We start from the raw sequence: 26,758 nt of genomic DNA, 5'->3' as shown, positions 1-26,758 counted from the left end.
ATAAAAAGGCATAAAATGATTAAAGACACGAAGAATAGCGAACACTATCAGTGGGGTAGTGGATGCGATGGTTGGCATTTGGTACAATCTAGTTCGCTCAGTATTATACAAGAGAAGATGCCACCGGGCTCATCCGAAAATTTACACTATCATAATTCCGCCCAACAATTTTTCTATATCCTGAAAGGTTCTGCCGTGTTTGAATTGGAAAACGAAACCTTTGAGGTCAGGGAAGGACAGGGCTTTCACATTACTCCAAAAAAGAAACATCGTATTTTAAATCAGTCGGGTCAGGTGCTCGAGTTTATTGTCACATCCGAACCGAAATCACACGGAGACCGAATAAATCTATAATAGTGACAAGTCGGCAGCTAATCGTTCCTCGTATTTGTTAAAATAATTTTAAATTTATCTTTTTATCGACCTAAATTGTGAAAGATGAGAGCGCTACTATTTCTTGTACTCGGATTTGCTGCCTGTGGAAGTCTTCAGGGTGACTCACAAGGTGATGATAAGACGTTGTTGCCGATCGAGGCTAGCATTTTAGAAGACAGAGAGAACTTTTATTACGTCGATGTTGATAATTACGAAACCGGAGATGCTACCTTGCCCATCGGCGTCTTCGATTCGGGAACTGGCGGTCTAACCGTTTTAGACGCCTTGGTTCGTTATGATCAACATGAAAATGAAAGTTGGATAACAGGGGCAGATGACATGGCGGACTTTAATGCTGAGAAATTTATTTATCTCGCGGATCAGGCAAATATGCCTTACGGGAATTATCATGCAGAAGGGAAGACAGACCTGTTGCTGGAACATATTATAAAAGATGCACAGTTTATGCTGGGTAACAATTACTATGAGAATGCTACGGCAAAAGTTCCTAAAACCGACAAACAGCATATCAAAGCCTTGGTAATAGCCTGTAATACAGCTACCGCATATGGTCAGGAACATATTGATGCGTTTATCGAAAAAACTGGATTGGATATTCCCGTTGTCGGTGTCATAAACGCCGGTGCACTTGGCACGCTGGAGCATTTTCAAAAAGATGAAGACGGGTCTATCGGAGTTTTTGCGACCGTTGGAACCATTGCTTCAAAAGGTTATGAAAATACCTTGTTGGAGATGAAAACTGACTTAGGCTACACGGGAGATATTCAGATTTATAATCAAGGTGGATATGGCGTAGCGGAAGCTGTAGATGAAGAACTGGGTTTTATTGATCGGTCGGCAACGCGACCACGCAATGACTACAGAGGACCTTCATTGGAGAATGAGAATTATCTTATTGATCGTACGTTGATGGATGTATATGACTTTGATTTCGATCACAATAAAATGCTCTGTGATTCTGAAAATACAGATGATTGCACTATTCTACAAATAAATTCTCCGGATAACTATGTGCGTTATCACCTTGTTTCGATGATGGAGAAAATTCGAAATAATCCAAATGCTAAGCCGCTGAAAGCTCTGGTTCTTGGTTGTACACATTACCCTTATTTGACATCAGAAATCAACGAGATATTGGAAGATCTATACGATTATCAGCGAGATGGCGACTATATTTATCGGAATATTATGGACGATGATATACAGATTATAGATCCCGCAGAGCATGTTGCGAAAGAGTTGTTTGATATCTTAGAGGAAAGGGATCTATTTAATAAAGAAGGGAGCATGGCCAATAGTGAGTTCTTTATTTCGGTGCCTAATCTTGATAATAAAAATGTTCAACTAGGTGATGATCAGCGATTCACGTACGATTATAAGTATGGGCGTAATGCAGGGGAGATCCAAGAATATGTGAAGGTCGTGCCTTTTAGTAAAGAGAATATATCCGATGATATCCTAGAACGTCTGCGAGCATCCATCCCGGAGACCTATAAGCTAATTCATGCATTTAACGCTGAAAGTGCTAAAGTGGCAGATCTTTCAGACGAGAATCGTATACGATAAACTATTTAAGACTATTTTTTATGTATCAGTGTAAGCAATTCATCCGAGCCGTCGTACTTGTTATTCATGCTATTTTACTCTCCAGTGTGGTCGTGGCACAAGATCTCGCTGAACAGGTTGTTATTCGTCGTACTGAGTACGGTGTACCACATATTAAAGCCGAAAATATAAAGGCTGCTTCTTTTGCTATGGGTTATGTACAGGTTGAAGATTACGGGGAAAGTGTGCTGGAAGGCTTAGTTAAAGCCAGGGGCGAGTGGGCATTACATGTACTGTTGGACGATAGTCTAAGAGCTGCGCAGTTAGATAGGGATGCTGCTGCTAAGCTTCGTTACGCCCGAGCGGAAGAAACCTATGATCTGCTGGATCAAGATACTCAAGATTTATTAGAAGGCTATGTCGCGGGAGTGAACCGATACATAGATACTCATCCGGATGAGTTTGCCGACCGGGTGTGGCCGACATTTACTGCAATGGATGCTCATGCAAAAAGTATTGGTGCTCACAGCGGCAGTAAAGTCAGAAGCTTTATTCAGAGTTTAGATAAAGAGTCTATTGCGCAAATCAAGGAAACGACATGGATGCGTCTGGCAGCACATAGTGAAGATGTACACCCGGATGTAGGATCCAATGTTTGGGCACTTGCCCCTGAACGAACTTCGTCGGGTAAAGCGATCCTCATGCGAAATCCGCATCTATCTTGGGGAGCAGGCTATTATGAAGCTCATATCACGGTTCCGGGCAAATTCGATTTCTATGGTGATTTTCGGATGGGGAACCCTCTTGGTATTGTCGGAGGTTTTAATCAGCACCTGGGCTGGTCGACCACTAATAATTATCCCGACACGGATGAAATTTATGCCTTGGCGATAGACCCCTCGCGACCAGATTCCTATTTGCTGGACGGCAGCTCGCATTTCTTGCAAAAAGAAATTGTGAGTGTGAGGTATAAAACACAAAATGGCGTATCGCATGCATCGAGAGACTTTTGGTCGACACCTTATGGGCCTGTGATTTATCGCGATGATCACAAGATCTACATTATCCGAGCCGCTGAGGAGGGCGAGTATCGTACCAATGAGCAGTTCTTAAGAATGATGAAAGCAAACAATCTCGAGGAATGGAAAGATGCGATGCGAATGCAAGCGAAACAGAGTTCAAATTTTACCTATGCGGATGCCGACGGTAATATTTTTTATGTATGGAATGCATCTGTACCCTTACTTCCATTGCCCGATGGTGGGGACAGCACAGCTGTCTCTGTGGAGTCAAGCGCGCAGATTTGGGAAGAAGTGATGGAATGGGATGATCTTCCTCAGCTCCTGAACCCTGAAGGTGGATACCTGCGTAACGAGAACGATCCTTTCCACTTTACAAATATGAATGAGGTGATCGATCCGAAGGATTATCCGGATAATTTTAATGAACCGAGACTTCGGCTCCGAAGTCAGCTTTCATTGCAACTCATTGGGCAGACTGACATACTTTCATTGGAAGATGTTGTCGAGCGCAAGCATAATATGCGAGTTTTACTTGCTGACAGGGTCAAGCCGGATCTTATTGAAGCAGTGAAACGTAGCCAGCCAAAAGGAGAAGCAGCCAAGGCTTTAAAGCACTTAATGAAGTGGGATAACACCGTAGCTGCCGAGAGCCGGGGCGGAGTATTGTTTAAAACATGGTGGGAGCGTTACGTTGAACTTGCCGCCGAAGGGAAAGATATCGAATCAAGCCCTGAATCGGCTGGATACAAGGCTTCTGCTGAATCCTTATTTAAGGAAGCTTGGTCTTTCGATAAGCCTACTTCGACACCGAGCGGTCTAGCCAGCGGAGACAGAGCAGTGGCAGCGTTTTTATGGGCTATCGATGCTTGCAAGGAGCGTTATGGGGATTGGAACTTGGCATGGGGAGAGGTGCATCGGGCAAAAATTGGTGATCAGGACTATCCCGTCGGGGGTGCTACGGGCGACTTGGGCGCATTTCGAGTGTTATGGTATGTGGAGCATGACAACGACGCGAAAAAGCTACAGGTTCGAGGTGGAGATGGTTGGGTCTTCGCTGTTGAGTTCGGTGATATTCCCAGAGCTTACTCAATACTAGCTTATGGTAATAGTAGCCGTGAAGACTCGCCTTACTATGCTGATCAACTTAAGATGTTTACAGAGAACAAGATGAAAAAGGTAGCTTATAGCGAGGAGGATATTAAAGAAAACGCGGTTATTGAATATCGCCCTGGAGAGGAAGTGGAATAATCGTAGGCACTCTTCATTTTAAAGCGGTAAAAATCAATATGATACTTGTCACGATAAGTCCCCAGTAAACATATTTAAAAAACGAATCTCCTTTGAGCTGATGATTTAAATAGCGACCTAGAAAGACTGCCGGAATCGTTGTTATCAGGCAAATCAGGAAATAGTTGCTCACTTCGCGATTAACGAGACCATTTGCATAGTAACCAAGAACACTGAGAAGGCTGACGGGCAAAAAATAGGCTTGCAGCGTAGCACGAAAATGCTTGGCACTCCATTGCCGTAAATTGCCGTATACAACTAATGGAGGTCCGTTTAAACCATAGGCGCCGCCAAATACTCCGGATAGAAATCCGCAAAGGAAGAGTAAGGATTTGCCCATACTTTTAATAGTTGGTTTCTTGACGTAAAGAGAATAGATCGAATACAGGATAATGAGGGTGCCGAGACTTATTTTAATAAGCATCTCATTACCGTAAAGTAGGATTAAAATACCAAAGGGAATTCCGGGTATAGCATAAAGAATCAGCCACTTAGCACTTTGGAAATGAATTTTTTTATGGTCTTGGATAACAATGATCAGTGCGATGACGATGGATAGCATCACAGAGAGCGGCACGGCGGTTTCAGCCGGTAAAAAGAGTAAAAACAGGGGGACGGCTATCAATGATTCACCAAAACCGAGTGTTGATCGGACAAGGGAGGCGACGAAACTAATAAGGAGGATACATGTTATTTCAATCATATAGTAACGCTTCTATCGCTTTTACAAGAACGATGATCATTGAGAACCTGTTCGGGAGCAGAACAAAAGTATAAAAGACGGACACAGAAAGCAAACAGTCAATTATTAACCTACGTTAACTTTGTCCGGTCGCATAATGCGTAAATTTGTCTTAGTTATGAAAAATATAGGATTTTTATCTTTTGGACATTGGGGTAGTCACCCTTCTTATCAGACACAGTCGGCAAGCGATACCTTGCTTCAGTCGATTGACTTAGCCGTTGCTGCCGAGGAAATCGGAATCGACGGTGCATATTTCCGAGTGCATCATTATGCGGCCCAGTTGGCCTCACCGTTCCCTTTACTTGCGGCGATTGGTGCAAAGACAAGCAAGATAGAGATAGGGACAGGCGTCATCGATATGCGTTATGAAAACCCTTTGTATATGGTAGAGGAAGCTGGTGCGGCCGATTTGATATCGGGTGGGCGCTTGCAATTGGGTGTAAGTAGAGGCTCGCCCGAGCAGGTAATCGACGGGTGGCGCTATTTTGGTTATGAACCACTAGAGGGGGAAAGCGATGCCGATATGGGTCGCCGAAAAACCTTGGAGTTTTTAGAAAAGTTAAAAGGCATTGGCTTTGCACAGCCTAACCCGCATCCGATGTTCCCAAACCCGCCGGGATTGTTGCGTTTGGAGCCACATTCCGAAGGTATGCGTGAACGCATTTGGTGGGGTGCCGGTTCGAATGCAACGGCAATATGGGCGGCCGAACAAGGTATGAACCTTCAGAGCTCTACATTGAAGGAGGATGAAAGTGGAAAGCCCTTCCATGTGCAGCAAGCAGAGCAAATCAGGTTATACAAAGAAGCTTGGAAAGAGGCTGGTCATAAGCGCGAACCACGTGTTTCGGTAAGTCGTTCTATTTTTGCTTTGGTAAACGACCAAGATCGTTGGTACTTTGGACAGGAGGCCGATCGGCGTGATAAAGTAGGTGTAATCGAAAAAGATAAGCGAGCTATCTTCGGTCGGAGTTATGCTGCTGAACCAGATCAGTTAATTAAGGAACTGGCAAAAGATGAAGCCATACAAGAGGCCGATACATTACTGTTGACGGTTCCTAATACGTTAGGCGTGGACTATAATGTACATGTGTTATCGTCTATTTTGGAGCACGTTGCACCGGCGCTAGGTTGGCGTTAAGGAAAATGTGATTGAAGTGAGTAGTGAAATATAGGATGCCCCAGCAAAGACTGGGGCATTTTTAGCTCCAAGAAAAAAACGTACATTTGTAAAACTGATCAACAAACAGAAAATAAGATGTAGGATATAATTTCTTTCAGAATTACGGAAACAGCAACTCTCATTAGATAATTGCTGAAAATGTTTCACCCCACAACGAAAGAAATTATGCTTACGATTCAAAACTTATCCTATATACATCCTAATAAAGATTGCTTGTTTAGCAATATCAATCTCACTTTAAATGCCAATGATCAAGTTGCCTTAATAGGAAGCAACGGAACAGGAAAGTCGACACTTCTGAAAATAATTGCCGGTCAGCTGCAACCATCAGACGGGAGTTTAATAGCTGACACCAATGCTTATTACATTCCACAAATATTCGGGCAGTATAATCATCTGACAATCGCTGAGGCTATGGGCGTTGATAGAAAGCTTAATGCTTTACATGAAATCTTGAACGGAAATGTGTCGGAAGTCAATTACGACATTTTGAACGACGATTGGACCATTGAAAAGCGTTGCAGAAATGCATTGGCGCATTGGCTTCTCTCGGAGTTTGATTTGTCCCAAAAGATGGATACCCTCAGTGGTGGTCAAAAAACCAAGGTTTTCTTAGCGGGAATTTTTCTACATAATCCACAACTCGTACTATTAGATGAACCGAGCAATCATTTAGATGATTCTGGCAGACAGTTATTATACGACTATATTCAATCTACCAACGCTACTTTACTTATTGTTAGTCACGATAGGAAACTACTAAACCTTGTTGACAGAATCTGCGAACTCAGCAGGCAAGGAATAAACACTTATGGCGGCAACTATGATTTCTACACCGAACAAAAACGAATTGAAGAAGCTGCTTTGAACGAGGATATTCAAGATAAGGAAAAAGCTCTCCGAAAAGCTAAAGAAAAAGAACGGGAAACTATTGAACGACAACAGCGATTGGACAGTAGGGGAAAGAAAAAGCAATTGAAGTCTGGCGTTTCCCGCATTATGATGAATACACTCCGTAATAATGCAGAAAATAGTACGGCTAAATTAAAAAGTGTACATAATGAAAAGACCGGCAATATCATGCAGGAGCTTCAGGATTTACGAGCTTCAGTTTCGGAGATCGATCAGATGAAATTTGGTTTTGATAATTCGGCTTTACATAAAGGGAAGAATCTTTTCGTAGCGACAGATATCAACTTTCGATACGAGAATCAGAGTTATTTGTGGAAGAGCAAACTGAATATTCAGATTGTGAGTGGTGAAAGAATAGCAATAAAAGGACCCAACGGTTCAGGTAAAACGACACTGATACAAGTGGTTTTAGGAAACCTTCATCCCCAAACGGGGAAGGTTTTCATTGCTGACTCCAAGTCGGTTTATATTGATCAGGATTATTCATTAGTGAATAATAAGATCACCGTGTATGATCAAACCCAACAGTTCAATACCACGGGCTTGCAAGAACACGAAGTGAAAATCAGGCTGAACAGATTCTTGTTCTCGCAGGAGCAATGGGGTAAATCATGCGGTGCACTGAGCGGAGGGGAAAGAATGCGATTAGCACTTTGCTGTTTAAGCATCGGTTACCGGTCGCCCGATATGATTATTCTTGATGAGCCAACTAATAATCTCGATATTCAAAATATTGAAATACTTACCAATGCTATCAACGATTATCAAGGAACTTTGATTGTGATTTCTCACGATGAAAGCTTTCTGAACGAAATTAATATTACCCGGACCATTGTACTCTAAATCTAATGAACACTGTTTGCTCGACTTACAAAAGCGTATAAATACTAGGGTTTAGAGATTGACTTTATTACATTTGTTCAGAACTAAACAACCTAACATGGCGGAGATAAAAACAAAACAAACACAGGCTGACGTCTTTGAATTTATTAATTCTTTTGCCAATACGGAGCAAAAGAAAGAAGACAGTTTTGAACTTGTAAAGCTCATGCAGGCAGTGACCGGCTTTGAACCCAAAATGTGGGGCCCGTCTATCATTGGCTTTGGGGTATATCATTATAAATCAGAGAGAAGTCGGCAAGAAGGCGACTGGCCACTTGTAGGCTTTTCGCCAAGAAAATCTGCCATATCGTTATATGTTTATTCCGGTGGTTCCGAGCAGGAAAATTTGCTTAAAGAACTAGGAAAATTTAAAATGGGGAAATCTTGTATTTATATCAAAAAGCTCGATGATATAAACCAAGATGTCCTTAAAAAGTTAATAAAATCAACTGTTGAGTTTTTGCAATCTAAATATGCTTAGAAAGCATCTGTTTGAGAAGTGCCGATGAAATCCAAAACTTCCAATTGGTGTTCAGATGCCATAAATATATTAACAAGACAAGTCTGAACGTTAGAATGTGACAGATTTAAAAAGTAGGAAAATAGAATTACGGAATGATGGATTTATTTGGAAATAGCTTCGATAAAACAAAAAACCTCTTGCCTAGAGATGGGACCGTAAATTACTACGGTAGACTTTTCAGCCAGCAGGAGGCGGATAACTATCTGGACAGCTTATTGAAGACCATCGAATGGAGAAATGATGAAGCAATCATTTTAGGAAAAAAGATTATAACAAAACGTAAAGTAGCCTGGTATGGTGAAAGACCATTCGAGTATACATATTCGAACACGACGAAACGGGCATTACAGTGGACAGATGATTTGTTGACATTGAAAAAAGTTATTGAAAGCGAAACTGGCGACACGTTTAATTCATGCTTGCTCAACTTATATCACAACGGTGAAGAGGGGATGGCGTGGCATAGTGATGGAGAAAAGGATCTGAAAAGGAATGGGGCAATCGCCTCGTTGAGTTTCGGTGCAGAACGTAAGTTCGCGTTTAAGCATAAAGAGACTAAGGAAAAGATCGAATTGATTTTAGAACATGGTAGCCTATTGGTAATGAAGGATACTACACAGACATACTGGTTGCATCGACTGCCTCCCACGAAGCGAATCATGAAACCTCGCATCAACTTGACATTCCGGACGATTGTAGACTGATAGGCTAGTTTTAGGCTATTTAAGTCATGGTGGCCACCCCGAGTTGGACTTTAGCAGCTTCAATATGGGCATCGCTTTTTGTTAAAACTGCGAATAGGCCATAGTTTAAGGGTGCAGAGGCATGACGCTCTATAGCCTGTTCTAACATTTTTTCCCAAGTACGCCCTCCCGACTTTTGATACTCGCTGATCAAGTCTCTCAAACTATTTTCTCCAAAAGCAGCAATATGGCCTGCAAAATCAATCGATGAATCGCTGACCTGACCTTCAGACCAATCGATGAAACCGCTTACGTCGCCTTCTGAAGTTGCTAAGATATGGCCTGCGTATAGGTCTCCATGAATAAAGCTTGTAAAATCTGGCCAAAGTGCTTCGCTGTCAAGCCATTTCATCCAACGCGTTTCCAGGTTGGGATTTATACCTATTTCGCTTTTTACGGTTTGTATACGATCCAATACTTCTTGTTTGAGCATATCAGGAGTCAAAATTTTCAAGTTCACTGCTTCAGCTTCATGAGTCGGTATCTGATGCAGTTTCACCAATGCTTTTGCTAATGATTTGACAAAGTGTGGATCGTCTTTATCGATATTCCAGGTCACATCATAAGTTTGTGCGTCAAAGGTTAGGGCCGGTTTATCTTCTAACAGGGGATAGGCAACAAGTGTCGAGCTCGCTATCTTCCAATCGGGAACGGCTATGTTAAGGTGCCTTTTTGCTAGGGTAAGTATATTTTTCTCCTTTTCTATTTGTTTCTCCTGATCGCCTCTTCGAGGAATTCGCAGCACCCAACTCGTATTGTCAATTGCAGTAGCGAAAACAATCTTGAAGTCTATACCCATTTCATTGAAGCTCATTTCATCTTTAAGATGGAGGCCATGTTCCTCGGCTAGTTTTAAGATATCTCGTATTTCCATTTTGTTATTTGATTTTATCATTGTATTTCCAAGGATTCTGTTTTAGCATTTTCCCAGCCTATGATCGCTGTCTTCCGAGTACTTCCCCACATATAGCCGCCCACGTTTCCGGACGACTGAATCACGCGGTGACAAGGAATAAGGAACGCGATCGGGTTGCTGCCGATAGCGGTTCCTACCGCTCTGGAAGCTTTTGGTGTGCCAATTTGTTGGGCAATTCGCCCATACGTAGAAAGCTGTCCCATAGGTATTTTTAGGAGTGACTCCCACACTTTCATTTGAAAGGGTGTCCCTTTAAAGTGCAGTTTTATTTCTGGTAATTTCGTCCAGTCGTCCTCAAAAATAGACAGCGCATTCTGTTGGATTTGATCTGATTGGCGATGGAGAGTTGCATGGGGGAACTTAAGTTTCAAGTTGGATAAAGCCCGACTTTCATCCGTCTCAAACGCCATATAGCAAATTCCTTTTTGTGTGGATGCTATGATTAATTTGCCAAAGGGGCTGTCGGCAAAATCATAATTGATAGTAAGATCTTTACCTCCGTTTTTAAAGTCTGCCGGTGTCATCCCTTCGATGCGGATAAACAAGTCGTGTAATCGACCGGTTCCCGAAAGTCCGGTTTCGAAGGCTGTATCAAAAAGTGTCGCTTGGTGATTAAGAAGTATTTTTTTGGCGTGTTCAATGCTGATGTATTGTAAGAACTTCTTTGGTGTCGTGCCCGCCCAATCCACGAATAGCCGTTGAAAATGAAATGGGCTCAGGTGTACTTTCGATGCGACCTCTTCCAAGCTGGGTTGTTCCTTGAAATTATTTTTAATGTATTCGATTGCTTCAGCAATTCGCTTGTAATTTAACTCGTGTTGACTGGTCATCGTTGCTTCTATTTTGATCACTAAAGTCCGAATTATGTGTAAGTCATAAAACCCGAAACTTGCTGAATGTATCTCTTGAACATCAAGAAAGGACGCGTGGTTATTGGCGACCTTATACAATTACGATTATTCAAAGGTACAAATAATCAAAAATGATTTAGCTTGGCTTTTTTATTTCCTAATACGTTTTTATCTTGCGATGATAAGGCCATCTTAAAATCTAAACTGTTGTCATGAAGTGTTTTTTTATCATCGTTCTGTGGGGAGTATTGGGGTTAAACCTCTCAAGTGCTCAAAAGCCTGATCTGGTCAAATATGTTAATACCCTGCAAGGAACGGATTCCGAATGGGCGCTGTCGTACGGCAGCACCTACCCGACAGTGGGCTTGCCTTTCGGTCAGCATTTCTATTCCGCGCAGACTGGAAAAAATGGGGATGGTTGGAAATATCAATACAAAGCAACGACGATTCGCGGTTTTCAACAGGTACATCAGTGCAGCCCTTGGATGAACGATTATGCCGTATTTTCATTGATGCCGGGTATAGGAGCTCTAAAGGTGAATGAAGATGAACGGGCGCTGGCGTTTAAACATGAGAATGAAACTGCCAAGCCACATTATTATTCCGTGAAGTTTGACAATGGCATTCAAACGGAGTTGAGCCCAACTGAACGGGGTGCACATATGCGTTTTACATTTCCGAAGGGTAACGATGCTTTTCTAGTTTTAGATGGTTTTTTAAAGGATTGCGAGGTGACGGTTTTCCCGAAAGAACGTAAGATCATAGGTTGGGTAAACAACGGCCGCTTTGTGCCGGGTAATTTTAAAAATTATTTTGTTCTGGAATTTGATAAGCCATTTAAAAGTTATGGTACTTGGGAGAATGTGGACGGTAATATTCATGAGGGCAATGCTTCTGGTTCCGGCAAAGGTTATGGTGCTTATCTGGAATTCAAACCAGGTGTGCAGGTTGAAGTCAAAATAGCGTCCTCTTTTATCAGTCCGGAACAGGCACAGTTGAATTTTGATCAGGAACTTGCTAAAGCGAAAAACTTAGAAGCGACGAAAGATGCAGCATTTACAGTTTGGAACGATTTATTGAACAGGGTAGCTGTAGAAGGTGGTACAGAAGAGGAAAAGGCAACTTTTTATTCATGTCTGTTCAGGGCTAATCTTTTTTCCCGTAAATTCTATGATCTGAATGAAGCGGGCGAGCCCTATTATTACAGTCCTTACGACGGAGAAATTTACGAGGGTTATATGTATACAGATAATGGTTTCTGGGATACCTTTCGCGCGCAATTCCCTTTGAGCAATATTTTGCATCCCGAGATGCAAGGGCGTTATATGCAATCGCTGTTGGATGCTCAGGATCAAGCAGGTTTTTTTCCTACCTGGTCGAACCCCGGCATGTCAGGTGTGATGATTGGAAATCACGCAATATCGTTACTCACAGATGCTTGGGTTAAAGATATCCGGACCTTTGATCCCGATAGTGCCTTGGCAGCTTATTATCATGAAGCTACGAACAAAGGTTTCTGGGGAGGGTCAAACGGTCGTGAAGGATGGAAGGAGTATTTTACCAAAGGTTATATCCCTTATGACCCTATCCATGAATCAACTGCCAAAACGCTGGAATATGCGTATGATGATTTTTGTGCATATCAGCTGGCTAAAATGACGGGAAATACATTTTATGAGAATATTTTCGCACGTCAGATGTACAATTACAAGAATGTGTTTGATGAGCGGGTAAACTTTATGCGCGGCCGCTTGGCCAATGGAGAGTGGATGCCCGATTTTGATCCGGTAGAGTGGGGCGGGCCATTTACAGAGGCAAATGCATGGCAGTACACTTGGTCGGTCTTTCACGATATTAACGGATTGATTAATCTGATCGGTGGGGAAGACCGCTTTAATGCTAAATTAGACTCTCTTTTCACCATGCCTCAAGATATCAATTACGGCACCTATAAAAAGGAAATCCACGAAATGAAGGAAATGCTCTTGGCCAACATGGGGCAATATGCTCATGGGAATCAGCCGGCACAACACGTGGCTTACCTGTATAATTTTAGCGGCCAGCCGTGGAAGTCCCAGAAAAGGGTGCGAATGATCACTTCTCAGCTATATAACGCTACAGAGCAAGGATACCCGGGAGACGAAGACCAGGGCGCTATGTCATCATGGTATGTTCTGAGTGCCCTTGGTTTTTACAGCGTATGCCCTGGAACCGATGAGTATGTAATTGGGAGTCCGGTATTCGAGAAAGCTAGTATCGAACTAGAGAACGGTCGTGTCTTTAGCGTTATAGCTAATAATAATTCTCCCGAAAATGTTTACATCCAATCGGCTACGCTCAACGGTAAACCCTATGATAAAAACTACATACGGTACGCGGACATATCAAACGGCGGAGAGCTGGTTTTTGAAATGGGAAATACGCCAAACAAAAGCCGCGGTGTTGATCCGTCCTCTCGGCCTTTTTCATTGAGTAGTATAAAGTAATCGCTGATTACACCGTGCTTGGTTCTAAGAACAAGGTTTTTAAGAAATCAACCTGACCGGTCTCTACATTATAAAACGCCCCTATGATACCGATTTCGCCATTTTTGTACATCTCATTAAGTATTGGGCTTTTCTGTAATACTTCTTCAATGGTATGTTCTACGTGACGGGAAGCTACTAGGTTGATGCCTTCAGCGGAATCAATCTCTGTTTCGGTATGATTTTGCTTCACATACTCTATAGAAGGATTTACTTTTTCGAGAAGATTGGTTAAGTGACCTAGTTTTGTTTCCTTGCATGCGCCGGTTATTGCTCCGCATCTAGAATGACCTAATATTACAATCAGTTTAGACCCCGCAAGTTTACAAGCAAATTCCATCGATCCGATCACATCGTCGCTGATGACATTTCCGGCGATACGAATACTGAAAATATCACCCAGTCCTTGATCAAAAATCAGTTCGGCCGACGTTCGGCTATCTATGCAACTTAAAACTGCCGCGAAAGGAAATTGACCGTTCTTCGTCTCATTGACCTGTTCCAGCAGATTCCGATTGGATTTTAAATTACTAACAAAACGCTCGTTTCCTTCTTTAAGAAAAGACAAAGCTAATTCGGGAGTCACAGAACGTTGATCTTCGATGTTGTGTAGTCGCATATTTATAGGATTTCTACAAATGTAGAAAAACTATGAAATTATGGTGTATGCGGATCGCGATTTTAATTATTTCTAATCACCCGTAGTCAAAAACTTGTAAACAAAACCCAGCATAAAGTATTGCCTTAACGTTAATGTCGTGGAATATCTCGTGGTATTTGAATAAGATGAAAAGTAGCTCGAAGCATTTTGGTTGAGGATGTCAAATGCTGTGAACTTCAACTCTCCTTTCTGGAGAACCGGGTAATATATCGATGTATTCAGTATATGTAGGTTTTGTCTTTCATTATTCAGTCCACTTATTTGATTTTTAAGGGTATATGAACTTTCCAATCTGAATTTTTTGATATTACTGAAAAGCAAGGAAGCACCGACACTGTGCTCTGCGTTTGTTGTGTTACGGAAATTTTCTGACTCAATTTGGAACATTGTTCGATTGAGCTGCAGGCCGTAATTCGGACGGAAAGTCACGATGTCTTTATAAGATAAATTGATTGAATTATTTACACTACCATAAAATTGATCTGCTATGTTTTCTTCGCGATTAACATTGGAGTATCGTTCAGACCAACTTCCGTAGTAATTTACAGAATATGAAAGCTTCCATGTATTGTTTTGGAGAAATGTTTTCGACACATTGCCGCTCGAATAGATGGCATCCGTTGCCCCGACTTGGTAGCTCCTGTTTGTTGAGAAGCTGTTTTCAGTATCATAGGTTCTGGCTTGGGCCACATCGTGATCTGAAAGACTGTAGCGCCCGTAAAAATAAACACTCATTTTCAACTTTTGGAAATACTTATTGTAGTTAATGCTGTATTGGTCTTCAACCACGTTGTCAAAATAAGGGCTTGCATAGGTATAGCTTGTTGGATAGAGGTCTGAATCGACAACGACCAACTGATAAAAACTAGGTGGGTTCACTTGTTTAGAATAACTTACACGAAAGCCTTTAAAATTGATGTCGACTCGAGGCAGTAAATAGGTGTGTTTGTTGCTTCTATTATCCATTCGGCCGTAATAGTCGAATTTGTTTTCCAGCGATAGCCAACGTGCACCAACGGTGATCGGTACGTTTTTGATCGCTTTAATATTCCATTGAGTTCCAACGTAAAAAAATAAATTTTTCAATCCCTTGTTATTCGCTACATCGTTTCTATTTTCGAAGTCATCAGAATTCAGTCGGATTTGGATATCTTCTTTGCTACTTTCATTTTTGAGTGAATATTCGGTGAATATATCAAAGTTCACACTTTTGCTGATTGGAATTTGCAGGTTGATTTTGTTGGTCGTGTTAAAGATCGATTCAGTTGTTGCCCGCAGGTTTTCTTGATCAATTAAACTATCGTTGAATAGATAGTATCGATTTAACGATGCGCTCATATTATCAGCTCCGATCTGATTATTGCTCAATGAATGGTTATAGGATAGGAGCCATTTATTTTCAAACTTTTTCTCGAAACGAATCGTCTGTCGGTAGCCATGATTAATATGATCATTGTTATTTTGATACTGTGTGTTGGTCACCGGTTCGTCGATGTTTCGCCAGCTTTCGCCGGAACCTTCATTTACTGCACGCCGATTGCTTAAGTCAACTCGACCATCGAAGGAAAAATGAGCGGTCGTATCAAAATAGTAACGCACAAAGCCTCTGATTTCATGCTCAAACTGATCATTTTCCGAACGATTCGTACTGAGTGATTCTTCTCGGATCTCATTGTAGAATGATTGACTATTGTTACGACTATCGCTATAATAACTCCGCTGACCGTAGTTGTACATTAAATTGGCTTTCAGTTTTTTAGCAATGTCGTAATTGACATTAATACCTGCCGATATTTGATTCATCAGACCGTTCGACCCGTACATTACGAAGCGGTTGTTTTCTGCGCGGCCAAAACCTCCGTAACGACTTAATTCTGAGTAATCAAAGCCTTGCTTTCCGATATTGTTGGCAAAGCCGATAAAGCTTACCTGAAGAGTGTCCCTAAATGCATTGAGTAATGCGCCGGATTCGTAGCGATCTCGTGTGGCAGCGCTACCATAGAACTTTCCGAAGTTAGCTTTCAAAAACTCCTTCTTCATTTTTAGATTGAGGACGATTGGTAACTCAGAATCGTCGAGTACTTCTCGTTTTGATTCTCCTTTGTCTTTGATAACCTGTACAATGTCAATTAAGGATGCATCTAGATTACGTGTTGCGATAGTCAGATCGTGAGCGAAAAAGTCCTTGTTGTTGACTCTGACACCTGATACCTGCTTGCCTTGATAATAAATTGATCCGTCTGCATTGACTTGTAAACCAGGCAGCAGCAGCAATAATTCTTCTACGCTAGCATTCGGTCTTGTCTTGAAATAGTCGGCTTTATACTCGAGTGTGTCACCGTTTAAACGAATGGGTGCGGCGGCGGTGATAGCAACTTCCTCCATCATATGTCCTTCCATAATGATGCTATCGAGCATGAGTTCTTCTTCTGGTTTTAAGATCAGTTTTTTTGCATAGGAAGCACTGTTTACGTGAGAAACATACAAGATGAGTGGTTTTTCACTCGGCAAACGAACAAACTCAAACTTGCCCTTTCCATCGGTTAGTGCATAACTCAATACCAATGAATCTTGCTCCGCTATGATAGAAACTGTTGCCCGCTCCAAGGGTTGTAAACTGGGATCAAATACACGCCCTTCAATTTTAGCATCATTTTGAGCGTATAGTTGGTTGATAAACAAGATCGCTATCAACGAAAGGAAATATTTCATGTCTTAGGCGTCGTAAATTGGTTAATTACGCCGTCAATATAAGATTAATTAGATAATTTATTTAAATTATCTAAGATTTTAACAGATATTTAACAGTGCAGTGCGCCTATTGCAAGGGTAATAATTATTCTTGCAAATGTTCCATTAGCTCCTCGGTAAGTTCTAGGTCGTGAAAAATGTTCTGAACGTCGTCATCGTCTTCGAAAGCGTCGATGAGTTTAATGATATCCTTAGAGTCTTCTAGATCCAAGGTTTTCGTAACAAGTGGTATACGCTGTAATTCTACATTTTGTACTTCGATATTCAAAGAGTCTAATTTTGTAGACATGGTGCCAAATTCCTCAAACTCTGTATAGATAGTGAAAAATTCAACATCATTGTCAAATGACACAGCTCCCGCCTCAATTAACTCAAGTTGCAGTTCCTCTAAGTCGAGCGAAAGAGCATCCTTACGAACTGTAAAAACACCATTCCTCTCGAATAAAAATTCCACCGAACCATTGGTGCTCAGCGAACCGTTGTTCTTATTAAATATAGATCTGACACTCGCAACCGTTCGGTTTGTATTATTTGTCATGCACTCAATAAAAAATGCGATACCATGAGGACCATAACCCTCAAACGACATATATTCATAGTTGTCCGCATCGGCACCTGTTGCTTTCTTTATCGCTCGTTCAATATTGTCTTTGGGCATATTCACGCCCCTAGCGTTGAGTAGTGCGTTACGCAATGCCGGGTTTGTTTCTGGGTCACCGTTGTTGTTATTCTCTTTTATTGCAACGGTAATCTCTTTTAAAACCTTCGTAAATATTTTACTGCGTCTTTTGTCCTGCGCGCCCTTTCTATGTTTAATATTAGCCCACTTGCTATGTCCAGCCATGAAGAAAAATAATTTAAAGTTTCAAAAATCTCCAATATAAGACATATCGAAGACATATCTTAATATCACAGGGTTATTTCCTTGCGAAGAGCAATGCTAAACCCAAGGTTGCTAGGACGCATACCTTAGTCCACTTGGTAATTTTCCAGAATTTACTGTCGATTAAGTATTTCGTTAAACGTCCAGATAGCATCGCTACCATTGCAAAAATGATCAATGCTTGGAGGGCGAAGATGAGTCCGAGTATGATCATTTGAAGTGAAATATTGAAGCCGTCTGCTGTAATAAACTGTGGTAGAAGGGCGATGAAAAAAAGAGCAACTTTAGGGTTGGTGACATTCATTAAAAAACCTTTTCTAACGAGTCTGTATTTGTTTTCTAAGGCAGGAGACTTTGAATCTGCAAGATTAACATTCACTTTTTTTTCTTTAGTAGCCATAAACGCCAAATAGAATAAATAGGCTGCTCCGATGTACTTGATTACGGAGAAAGCCACAGCTGACTGTTGAATAATGATTGATATGCCAGCTGCTGCCGCCAGTGTGTGAACAAATACGCCGGAAACGAGCCCGAGAGATAAGGCAATCCCGTTTTTTTGTCCTCTTGAGAGGCTTTCGGTAAGTACATAAATAATGTCCGGACCGGGCATGACCGTCAACATGATGGACGCTCCAAGGAAAGATAGGATCAGTTCTAGCTCCATTTCTAAATTCGTTCTCTCATTTTTCGTGGTAAGGAGCGGACAACTAGGTCATAACTGAAGTCAATCAACTCTTGCAATTGGATGCGTGTCAGTTCTCCGTTGACTTGTATTGTGTTCCAATGTTTCTTATTCATGTGGTAACCGGGGAAAACGCTGTCGGGGTATTGTTCACGAAGGTCTATTGCACGTTCGGGGTCACACTTTACATTGAAAGAAAGCGGATGGGAGTCTAGGCCGGTTAGTAAAAATATTTTCTCGCCCACTTTGAAAACCAATGTATCGGGTCCGAATGGAAAGCTTTCCGTCACGCCGTCTTTGGCTAGGCAGTAGGTTCTTAATTCTTCTATATTCATGGCTTTTCTTTAAAAAGAAAAATATCGTACGGACTAAGGTAGCAATTTTTCAATTTAAGAAATAAGCCGATGATCTATAAAGCAAACCACTAAGTTGAGCATGGTTCCACCACCCACAATATGTTTTCGACCAAGAGATATTGCCTTTAGGAGCAGCGTATTGGGTGGGACTGACAGAGGCATATTTGAAGTAGAAGGTATTTCTTATATTTGCGCCCTTTAATACAGATTGTCTTATTAACGGGCTTTGAAATATGCGAAACTACCTATTTAATACCTCAAATTTCGGCAGTATCAATAATAAAAATGAGGTATTAGCAGGTTTAACGGTTGCCATGACCATGATCCCTGAATCCTTGTCATTTGCTATCCTGGCCGGACTAACACCTCTTACTGGTTTGTATGCTGCTTTTTTAATGGGTATTGTGACAGCTGTCCTGGGTGGACGGCCCGGTATGGTGTCCGGAGGGGCAGGGGCGACGGTGGTAGTATTAATAGCTTTAGTGGTTTCGCACGGGGTGGAATATCTATTCGCAGCGGTTGTTTTAGCAGGTGTTCTGCAGCTTCTTGTTGGCCTATTTAAGCTGGGTAAGTTCGTTCGGCTCATACCGCAACCCGTGATGTACGGCTTTTTGAACGGCCTAGCAGTCATTATCTTTATGGCACAGGTAGAGCAATTTAAGGTTGTCGAAAATGGAGTAGGTACCTGGTTGCAGGGGGGCGCCTTCTATATCATGGCTGGCCTAACCATACTAACAATCCTTGTCGTCGTCATTTTTCCGCGTCTAACTAAAATCGTACCTTCCTCCTTGGTTGCGATTGTGGTCGTATTCGGGCTTGTTTATTTTTGGGATATTGACACTAAAAAGGTCGTCGATATTGCGTCGGTGAGCGGAGCTTTTCCTTCCTTTCACATTCCGACTGTCCCTTTTACCATAGAAAGTCTAAAAATAATTTTTCCGTATTCCTTAGTAATGGCAGGTGTTGGTTTAATTGAATCCTTGCTAACCCTCAACATGGTTGATGACATTACGAATACGAAAGGTAAGTCGAATAAGGAAGCGGTGGCACAGGGAACGGCCAATGTTGTGAACGGTTTTTTTGGCGGCATGGGAGGGTGTGCTATGGTAGCACAAACCCTCGTTAATTTAGATGCGGGTGGTAGAACAAGGATATCGGCGATCATAGGAGCGTTGACAATCCTCTTTGTGATTTTGGTCGGTGGTCCAGTGATCGAGCAGATTCCGATGGCTGCGCTCGTCGGCGTGATGATGATGGTGGCGATCAGTACGTTCAAATGGATCTCGTTCGGTATTATTACGAAAATGCCTAAATCAGATATTTTCGTGGGTATATTGGTTGCCGTGATTACGATTGTATTACATAATTTGGCTTTAGCGGTTTTGATAGGTGTTGTTATATCGGCTCTGGTTTTTGCTTGGGATAATGCCAAGAGAATACGTGCACGAAAGTCGGTCGATCAGTTTGGTAATAAGGTATACGAAATATACGGGCCATTATTTTTTGGCAGTACGAGTGCATTTATTGAGAAGTTCGATACAGCGGATGACCCCGATAAGGTAATCATTGATTTTAAAGAATCCAGGGTAGCTGATATGTCAGCAATTGAAGCGCTAAAAAATGTCATCGACAAATATAAGCAGCATAATAAGACGGTGGTATTAAGGCATTTAAGTGGCGACTGTATACGCCTACTGGAAAATGCCAACGGCTTTATTGAAGTCAATATACAGGAAGATCCTACCTATAAGGTAATGCCGAGAGGATAAACTATAGCGACTGGTAGGTTGGAAAGAACGGAACTAGTTGATAACGTACTCTATAAACTAATAAAGAAAAAATAACCTAAATTAATTATATTTAACTACCTTGTCATAATGCCTCTATAATATAAGCCGATAGAAGTATTATGACTGATTAAACCTAAGTTAAATAGATAATGAAAGTAGGTCTAGCTACATCAACAACCCTCATCTGTCTACTATTACTCTTCGTATACCAACAGCCTGCTTTAGGGCAAGATTATCCTTATCACGAGAAATGGGAGAAGATTGAACAACAGGAAATCGATGGTTTATTAAAAAGTACGCAGCCATTAGTAGATGAAATATATGAACAAGCTAAGAAGGATCAAGACCCACAGCAGAAAATCCGCGCCCTTCTTTACCAGTTTAAGATTATCTTGATTACTGAAGATCAGGAAGAACAGGAAGCTACGATCGTTAAGCGTTTCAAATTAGAAATTCAGCAGGCTGATGCGGTCGAAAAGAACATATTGCAATCCTTGTTGGCGGGATCCTTATATGATTATTTTCAGATAAACCGACATCGGATTGTCAACCGCACGGACCTTGAAGAAGGCCAGCAAACTGACGAATTTCTTAGTTGGACGGAAGACGCATTTAAGGAAGAAATCACTCGTCTTTACGACGCCTCGCTTGACAAGTCCGAGCAACTATTTAAATCTTCTGCGGACAACTGGTCGTTCCTGTTGGATACCATGAGTCAAAACCGGGGTCTTCGTCCATCTGTTTATGATATTTTAGCTCACTCCGCCATGAAGTTCTACGGCGAGAATGGCCAAGAAAAGAAAGCAAATGCATTGAGTCAAAGCTTAATTGATTATTATTCAGGATCAAATAAAAATGCTTTCCTTTATAATATACATACCGCATTCAATCGGAAGAATAAAGCAGACAGCGTTCGGATTGACACGCTAAGCTCCATGGCTGAGCTGTATCCTGAAGCTTGGTACACATCTGAAATTTTGTTGGATTTGGCTCGTGCTTATCAGCGACGTTCCTATACATCGGAAGCCACTGCGGACAAAAAACAGAACCTTGACAGCGTGCTGGCAATAGCTCGCCAAATGAAGCAATCTTACCCAGCGACACGAGCTGCCACCGAATTACAAGAACAGGTAGTTCATCGCATCTTATCGTCCACGATCACGGTGCAATCTGAAAAGTATATCCTCCCAGAGCATCCCATTCCAGTATTTGTGTCGCATAAAAATGTTGATAAATTATATATCAAAGTACTCAAATATCAGGATCCGGCACCTAATTATTTTCAGCATGAGTATGAGCGGCTTCGGGATGTACGAACGCAAGCCGATATCGATTCTCTGCTTGAAGAAAACCCGACAGTGCAAGTTTACTCGCGAGATTTAAAGCATTTTGATGACTACCAGAGTCATTCTACTATCGTACGGTTTGATCCGCTGGATAATGGGGAGTATGTAGTTCTCGTCTCCAATGATGATTCGTTTACCATCGATAGCCTCCATAGCGTTGCGGTACATGATCTTCGGGTTACTGATAATGCCCTAGTCACGCGTGAAAGCGAAATTCTCCTAACGGACCGGCACAGTGGTAAACCCTTGAAGAATCAGCCCGTGGACGTGTACTCCCATGAAAACGATCAACCGACGTTAGAATTCGTGCAGACAGTAGAAACCGACGAAAATGGAATCGCCAAAGTAACGAATCCCGAGTCAAATTATCGAGGCAGTATTACGCGAATCTATCAGGTTAAAAACGACCAGGTCTACTTCCGTAGCCAGTTGCCCAACCCTCTAGCCAGAGAAAGTCGTCGTGAACGCGATAACGTACAATTTTTTATCGACAGAGGCATCTATCGGCCTGGACAAACTTTGTATTTTAAGGGAATTATTTACGAAGAGACGGACGAGGGGCATCGGGTTATAAAAGACGATAAAATCACCGTCAGCCTGCACAATGCTAATGGCGAAAATATAAGTTCACTTGAGTTGACAAGCAATGAATACGGTTCTGTATTTGGCAGCTTCATGATACCTCATGGCGAACTGACTGGCAATTTTCAACTTAGGGTGCCCAGCCAATATCGAAGCTTTAAGAGTTTTAAAGTAGAGGAATATAAGCGGCCAACCTTTGAGGTTATTATTGATACCTTGAAAGAATCACTTAAAATAGGAGATGAAGTTACGGTTAATGGTAGTATACAAGCATTTTCTGGAGCTGGAGTAGGAAATGCTGATATCGAATATAATATTGTCAGAACAACTCGGTTCCCTTATTTTCATTGGCAACGTAGTAGTTACCTTCATTCTCAGGCCGAAACTATTGCAGTGGGTACGACAAAGGCTGATGAACGTGGTCACTTTGAAATAATCTTCACTGCGAAGCCAGCACCAGAAGAGAATGAACGTTTTCGTTTTTACAAGTATGAAATACAGGTGACTGCAAAAGATATCAACGGAGAAACGCAGGAAAGCAAGCAGGTCTTGTCGCTAGGTGATAAATCCACGGTGTTGAACATTCCTGTCGACGAGCTGAATATTGATCATACAGACTCAATACCTATTCACACTACCAATCTAAACGGGTATCCAGTTCATGCGAAAGGTAATCTTCGTTTAATAAAATTAGAAGCTCCAAAACGTATACTTCGAGCCTCTGCTTATTCTGCAATTGATTACCAGTTAGAAGATAGCATCGCTTTTATAGAATATTTTCCACATTTAGCCTTTAAAAATGAAGCTGATGTTAAAAATTGGAAAAAGGGTGAAGTAGCATTGAGCGAGGACTTCAATACAGCGGTGCAAAAATCAGTGATCATCGGTAGTAGCAATAAATTGCAAGCAGGAGCTTATTTGTTGGAAGCCTATGTGTTGGACGGGGGCGATACCCTTCGGTTTAGTCGAACTATACATATCTATCGTTCTGAACCCACAAAGCCGGTTGATAATAAGCTATTGGAAGTAAGGTTAGCGCAGCCTAGCTATGAGCCAGGTGAGAACGTGGAGCTTATTCTGTCCTCCGCAGATAAAAACACGATGGTGCTGGTTGAGTTCGAACAAGACGGAGAGATTGTGAAAAGTGAGCGTGTAATCTTAAATAATAGCGTGCGCAAGCTAATTCTCCCGATTGCGGAAAATGATACAAAGCCCGTATGGATTCATTACTATATGGCGAAATATAATTCTTTTGAAACCGGAACTATCCATGTCCCCATAATAGATACAGCAAATGATCTAAGTATAAAAATCGCCACTTTCAGAGATAAATTGCAACCGGGGGATGAAGAAGTTTGGCAACTGACAATACGAGGTGCCCATAAGGATGAAATGATGCCCGAGCTGTTGGCACTAATGTACGATGCCTCGCTGGACAAATTTGCGACGAATAATTTGTCTTTTCGTAATCTAAATAGGCAGCAACCCGCTAGACTTCATTGGAGATTGGGGCCATCTTTTGGCCTGACTTACGGCCGCTACCTAAGCGATCAAAGCTCGATACCAACGTATTTATCATTGAAGCTTGAAAACTTAGAATACTTCGGTTTTGGTCTCTCTCAACCGACTAGACAACAAGCCCGCTACAGAGGTAAACTGTCCGGATCTCCGCAGGAAGGCAATATGGTTTTTACATCAATGTCATCTTCAACAATGAATGAAGTTGTCGTAGTTGGTTATGGCCAACAAAAACGATCCACGCTCACAGGCAACGTAGCTGGTGTGGTGACGGAAGAAAGTGCCGAATTGGACGCGTTGGCAGCTGAAGAAATTGAGCTGCTACAAAACATTCCTGTTCGAGATGACCTTAAAGAGACTGCTTTTTTCTATCCTGATCTCCGAACCGATAAAGACGGAAACGTTAAAATACGCTTCACGGCGCCAGAACGACTGACCGCATGGAAGTTTATGGCACTGGCACACACACCCACAATGAAGACGGCCTATTTGGAAAGAACGGTCAGAACCAGCAAAGACCTGATGGTTGTACCTAATACTCCTCGCTTTTTACGCGTTGGAGATGATTTAACCTTGAGTACGAAGATTGTCAATCTTTCCGATTCAGACCTGTCTGGTACGGCTCAGCTTATGTTATTCGATCCCAAGACGATGGAGCCCATAGACAGTCTGTTTTCTATGTCCGCTAAAACAAGAAAATTTTATGTGAATAAGGGTGAGAGCACCGATGTTTCTTGGCAACTGCATGTACCGTCCTTGCCGGGTTTGGTCAGCTACCGTGTTGTAGCTTCGGCTGGTGATTTTAGCGATGGCGAGGCATCTATTCTGCCCATATTGCCTAATAAACAAGTCGTTACTGAAACCCTATCGCTTTACGCCAAAGAAGGACAGAAAAAGAAATTTACATTACCTGGTTTGTTGAAAACTCAAGAACCAGAACATATTGGTTTAAGCTTAGAGATCGCGACAAACCCGATTTGGTATGCTATTCAGGCCTTGCCGTTTTTGCAGGATGCACGCTATCAAAGCTCAGAGCAACTGTTTGCTCAGCTCTATAGCTCCCGTGTTTCTAGCTACCTGATTGATACCTTCCCGAGTATGACGGCTGCTGTTGACGAGTGGCGTAGAGTGGGTGTAGGGCAATCGAAATTGATCATGAATGAAGAACTGAAAAGTATTGTAATAGCGGAAACTCCATGGGTAAGAGACGCGGAAAATGAACAGCAGAGAATGGCGCGCTTAGCGGTTCTTTTCGATGAAAACAATCAGAAACAGCAACAAGCTTCCTTGCTTCGTAGACTGGCTGGAACGCAACTTGTATCGGGTGCTTTCCCTTGGTTCGAAGGGGGACCGGCCAACCGTGCCGTAACGTCCCATATGCTAGCTGGATTCGGTCATTTGAAAAGTCTCAATCCTTCGGATCGTGAATTTACGGAGAGCGCTGAACAAATCATTAAAAAAATGATTACTTATTTAGATTCGAATACCCAGAAAGAGTTGGAATCAAAAGCCTTGCGCAAAGCACCGATGAATAATACCTTGCATTATCTTTATGCGCGAAGTTTCTTTCTAGAAGAATACCCTTTGGATTCTGTGTTGCTGACAACGATTCTCAAAGATGGGGAAAAATCAACAGCTGTAAATGATTTGCAATCAAGGGCTATGTTGGCCTTAATCTACCATCGGACCGGCGCGGGAGAGAAGGCCGCGGCTATCATTAAATCCCTAAAAGATTATGCCGTACAGTCTGACGAGCAGGGCATGTATTGGAAAGAAAATATGAGTGGATGGGATTGGTGGAAAAATCCGATTGAAACACAAACCCGTTTAATTGAAGCATTTCACGAGGTGTCTGAGGACGAGGAAAGTGTAGAGCAAATGAAAGTATGGTTGTTGAAAAATAAGCAAAGTAATCACTGGGCCAGCACGAAAGCGACTACGGAGGCTATTTACTCCTTGTTGCTTACCGGTAAAAACTGGGTCGACTCCGATATAGGAGTTGACGTAAAGGTTGGTGATGAAGTCCTCGATATTGCTAGTAAAACTTCCGCTACGGGATATTATAAACGGACATGGCAAGCCTCGGAAATCACAGCTGACATGGCGCAAGTGCAGATCGATAATACATCGCCCGGCGTAGTTTGGGGCGGTATGTACTGGCAGCATCTTCAAAAAATGGATGAAATTGAAGCTTCTTCGGCTGCTTTACGGATTGAAAAAGAATTGTTCAGGAAAGAGTATACAGAAGAGGGCATAGTTCTACACGCCATTACGACAGAAACACCACTTCGTGTCGGTGATCTGATTACTGTGAGGCTAGTTATTCGATCGGATCGCGATTTACAATTCCTGCATTTAAAAGATTCTAGATCCAGTGGTTTTGAACCAGTAACTGTCTTGTCGGGTTACAAATGGCAGAGCGGATTAGGATATTATGAAAGTACAAGAGATGCAGCGTCAAACTTCTTTATCGATAGACTTCCAAAAGGTACTCATGTGTTTGAATATGATTTGAGGGCAAACAATGCCGGGACATTTAGCAATGGAATTGCTACCTTGCAGAGCATGTACGCACCAGAAATGAGCGCGCATACAGAAGGAGTAAAGGTGGAAATATTGCCGATAAAAGATTGATTCAGATATGGTGAATACGATCCTATTC

Annotated in this window: 18 protein-coding genes; 10 read left to right on the top strand and 8 right to left on the bottom strand. The window is 42.0% G+C overall.

Features of this window, described 5'->3' with window-relative positions; translation table 11 throughout:
* Positions 1-15: 15 nt before the first annotated feature.
* The 3 genes from WKR92_RS02965 to WKR92_RS02955 all read left to right on the top strand — a co-directional run bounded on the left by WKR92_RS02965 (position 16) and on the right by WKR92_RS02955 (position 4,211).
* Positions 16-354: a cupin domain-containing protein gene (locus WKR92_RS02965; RefSeq protein WP_375556344.1), complete on the top strand. Its 339-nt coding sequence runs from the start codon at positions 16-18 to the stop codon at positions 352-354.
* Positions 355-438: 84 nt separating this feature from the next.
* On the top strand, positions 439-1,962 hold the full coding sequence (locus WKR92_RS02960) for a glutamate racemase (protein WP_375556343.1): 1,524 nt from the start codon (positions 439-441) through the stop codon (positions 1,960-1,962).
* Between the two features lie 20 nt (positions 1,963-1,982).
* Positions 1,983-4,211 (top strand): penicillin acylase family protein, encoded by a 2,229-nt coding sequence (locus WKR92_RS02955; RefSeq protein ID WP_375556342.1) that lies wholly within the window; start codon positions 1,983-1,985, stop codon positions 4,209-4,211.
* Positions 4,212-4,224: 13 nt separating this feature from the next.
* Here WKR92_RS02955 and WKR92_RS02950 read toward each other — a convergent pair whose 3' ends face one another.
* Complete coding sequence (locus WKR92_RS02950; protein WP_375556341.1) at positions 4,225-4,953, bottom strand: sulfite exporter TauE/SafE family protein; 729 nt, start codon at positions 4,951-4,953, stop codon at positions 4,225-4,227.
* A 157-nt stretch (positions 4,954-5,110) separates the two neighbouring features.
* Here WKR92_RS02950 and WKR92_RS02945 point away from each other — a divergent pair, with 157 nt between their 5' ends.
* The 4 genes from WKR92_RS02945 to WKR92_RS02930 all read left to right on the top strand — a co-directional run bounded on the left by WKR92_RS02945 (position 5,111) and on the right by WKR92_RS02930 (position 9,196).
* Positions 5,111-6,133 (top strand): LLM class flavin-dependent oxidoreductase, encoded by a 1,023-nt coding sequence (locus tag WKR92_RS02945; protein ID WP_375556340.1) that lies wholly within the window; start codon positions 5,111-5,113, stop codon positions 6,131-6,133.
* A gap of 180 nt (positions 6,134-6,313) precedes the next feature.
* Positions 6,314-7,930, top strand: coding sequence for a ribosomal protection-like ABC-F family protein (abc-f, locus tag WKR92_RS02940; protein ID WP_375556339.1), 1,617 nt, complete (start codon positions 6,314-6,316; stop codon positions 7,928-7,930).
* Positions 7,931-8,027: 97 nt separating this feature from the next.
* Positions 8,028-8,450, top strand: a complete 423-nt coding sequence (locus WKR92_RS02935; RefSeq protein WP_375556338.1) for a DUF1801 domain-containing protein — start codon at positions 8,028-8,030, stop codon at positions 8,448-8,450.
* Between the two features lie 134 nt (positions 8,451-8,584).
* Positions 8,585-9,196, top strand: coding sequence for an alpha-ketoglutarate-dependent dioxygenase AlkB family protein (locus WKR92_RS02930; protein WP_375556337.1), 612 nt, complete (start codon positions 8,585-8,587; stop codon positions 9,194-9,196).
* Positions 9,197-9,215: 19 nt separating this feature from the next.
* Here the strand turns inward: WKR92_RS02930 and WKR92_RS02925 are convergent, their stop codons facing one another.
* Positions 9,216-10,109: a macrolide 2'-phosphotransferase gene (locus tag WKR92_RS02925; protein ID WP_375556336.1), complete on the bottom strand. Its 894-nt coding sequence runs from the start codon at positions 10,107-10,109 to the stop codon at positions 9,216-9,218.
* A 17-nt stretch (positions 10,110-10,126) separates the two neighbouring features.
* Positions 10,127-10,981 carry a methylated-DNA--[protein]-cysteine S-methyltransferase gene (locus WKR92_RS02920; RefSeq protein WP_375557949.1) on the bottom strand — a complete coding sequence of 285 codons (855 nt, stop codon included), beginning with the start codon at positions 10,979-10,981 and terminating at the stop codon, positions 10,127-10,129.
* A gap of 233 nt (positions 10,982-11,214) precedes the next feature.
* Here WKR92_RS02920 and WKR92_RS02915 point away from each other — a divergent pair, with 233 nt between their 5' ends.
* Positions 11,215-13,488, top strand: a complete 2,274-nt coding sequence (locus tag WKR92_RS02915; RefSeq protein ID WP_375556335.1) for a GH92 family glycosyl hydrolase — start codon at positions 11,215-11,217, stop codon at positions 13,486-13,488.
* A gap of 7 nt (positions 13,489-13,495) precedes the next feature.
* Here the strand turns inward: WKR92_RS02915 and WKR92_RS02910 are convergent, their stop codons facing one another.
* The 5 genes from WKR92_RS02910 to WKR92_RS02890 all read right to left on the bottom strand — a co-directional run bounded on the left by WKR92_RS02910 (position 13,496) and on the right by WKR92_RS02890 (position 18,839).
* On the bottom strand, positions 13,496-14,146 hold the full coding sequence (locus tag WKR92_RS02910; protein ID WP_375556334.1) for a carbonic anhydrase: 651 nt from the start codon (positions 14,144-14,146) through the stop codon (positions 13,496-13,498).
* A 72-nt stretch (positions 14,147-14,218) separates the two neighbouring features.
* Positions 14,219-16,900, bottom strand: coding sequence for a TonB-dependent receptor (locus WKR92_RS02905; protein ID WP_375556333.1), 2,682 nt, complete (start codon positions 16,898-16,900; stop codon positions 14,219-14,221).
* A 124-nt stretch (positions 16,901-17,024) separates the two neighbouring features.
* A complete protein-coding gene (locus WKR92_RS02900) occupies positions 17,025-17,783 on the bottom strand; it encodes a YebC/PmpR family DNA-binding transcriptional regulator (protein WP_375556332.1) in 759 nt (252 codons plus the stop codon).
* Positions 17,784-17,856: 73 nt separating this feature from the next.
* Entirely contained in the window at positions 17,857-18,486 is a 630-nt protein-coding gene (locus tag WKR92_RS02895; protein WP_375556331.1) for a LysE family translocator, read from the bottom strand.
* A gap of 2 nt (positions 18,487-18,488) precedes the next feature.
* A complete protein-coding gene (locus WKR92_RS02890) occupies positions 18,489-18,839 on the bottom strand; it encodes an MmcQ/YjbR family DNA-binding protein (protein ID WP_375556330.1) in 351 nt (116 codons plus the stop codon).
* Between the two features lie 254 nt (positions 18,840-19,093).
* Here WKR92_RS02890 and WKR92_RS02885 point away from each other — a divergent pair, with 254 nt between their 5' ends.
* Together WKR92_RS02885 and WKR92_RS02880 are read left to right on the top strand one after the other, a co-directional pair.
* Positions 19,094-20,629, top strand: coding sequence for a SulP family inorganic anion transporter (locus tag WKR92_RS02885; protein ID WP_375556329.1), 1,536 nt, complete (start codon positions 19,094-19,096; stop codon positions 20,627-20,629).
* Between the two features lie 170 nt (positions 20,630-20,799).
* A complete protein-coding gene (locus WKR92_RS02880; protein WP_375556328.1) occupies positions 20,800-26,730 on the top strand; it encodes an alpha-2-macroglobulin family protein in 5,931 nt (1,976 codons plus the stop codon).
* Positions 26,731-26,758: the final 28 nt, after the last annotated feature.

This window comes from Albibacterium profundi, assembly GCF_042159835.1.
Lineage (GTDB): Bacteria > Bacteroidota > Bacteroidia > Sphingobacteriales > Sphingobacteriaceae > Albibacterium > Albibacterium profundi.
This window is presented reverse-complemented; position numbering and strand designations above follow the sequence as displayed.

Excerpts from the sequence above, each read along its gene's own strand:
- WKR92_RS02965 (WP_375556344.1), top strand. The coding sequence starts at position 16 with ATGATTAAAGACACGAAGAATAGCGAACACTATCAGTGGGGTAGTGGA.
- WKR92_RS02960 (WP_375556343.1), top strand. The coding sequence starts at position 439 with ATGAGAGCGCTACTATTTCTTGTACTCGGATTTGCTGCCTGTGGAAGT.
- WKR92_RS02955 (WP_375556342.1), top strand. The coding sequence starts at position 1,983 with ATGTATCAGTGTAAGCAATTCATCCGAGCCGTCGTACTTGTTATTCAT.
- WKR92_RS02950 (WP_375556341.1), bottom strand. The coding sequence starts at position 4,953 with ATGATTGAAATAACATGTATCCTCCTTATTAGTTTCGTCGCCTCCCTT.
- WKR92_RS02945 (WP_375556340.1), top strand. The coding sequence starts at position 5,111 with ATGAAAAATATAGGATTTTTATCTTTTGGACATTGGGGTAGTCACCCT.
- abc-f (WP_375556339.1), top strand. The coding sequence starts at position 6,314 with ATGTTTCACCCCACAACGAAAGAAATTATGCTTACGATTCAAAACTTA.
- WKR92_RS02935 (WP_375556338.1), top strand. The coding sequence starts at position 8,028 with ATGGCGGAGATAAAAACAAAACAAACACAGGCTGACGTCTTTGAATTT.
- WKR92_RS02930 (WP_375556337.1), top strand. The coding sequence starts at position 8,585 with ATGATGGATTTATTTGGAAATAGCTTCGATAAAACAAAAAACCTCTTG.
- WKR92_RS02925 (WP_375556336.1), bottom strand. The coding sequence starts at position 10,109 with ATGGAAATACGAGATATCTTAAAACTAGCCGAGGAACATGGCCTCCAT.
- WKR92_RS02920 (WP_375557949.1), bottom strand. The coding sequence starts at position 10,981 with ATGACCAGTCAACACGAGTTAAATTACAAGCGAATTGCTGAAGCAATC.
- WKR92_RS02915 (WP_375556335.1), top strand. The coding sequence starts at position 11,215 with ATGAAGTGTTTTTTTATCATCGTTCTGTGGGGAGTATTGGGGTTAAAC.
- WKR92_RS02910 (WP_375556334.1), bottom strand. The coding sequence starts at position 14,146 with ATGCGACTACACAACATCGAAGATCAACGTTCTGTGACTCCCGAATTA.
- WKR92_RS02905 (WP_375556333.1), bottom strand. The coding sequence starts at position 16,900 with ATGAAATATTTCCTTTCGTTGATAGCGATCTTGTTTATCAACCAACTA.
- WKR92_RS02900 (WP_375556332.1), bottom strand. The coding sequence starts at position 17,783 with ATGGCTGGACATAGCAAGTGGGCTAATATTAAACATAGAAAGGGCGCG.
- WKR92_RS02895 (WP_375556331.1), bottom strand. The coding sequence starts at position 18,486 with ATGGAGCTAGAACTGATCCTATCTTTCCTTGGAGCGTCCATCATGTTG.
- WKR92_RS02890 (WP_375556330.1), bottom strand. The coding sequence starts at position 18,839 with ATGAATATAGAAGAATTAAGAACCTACTGCCTAGCCAAAGACGGCGTG.
- WKR92_RS02885 (WP_375556329.1), top strand. The coding sequence starts at position 19,094 with ATGCGAAACTACCTATTTAATACCTCAAATTTCGGCAGTATCAATAAT.
- WKR92_RS02880 (WP_375556328.1), top strand. The coding sequence starts at position 20,800 with ATGAAAGTAGGTCTAGCTACATCAACAACCCTCATCTGTCTACTATTA.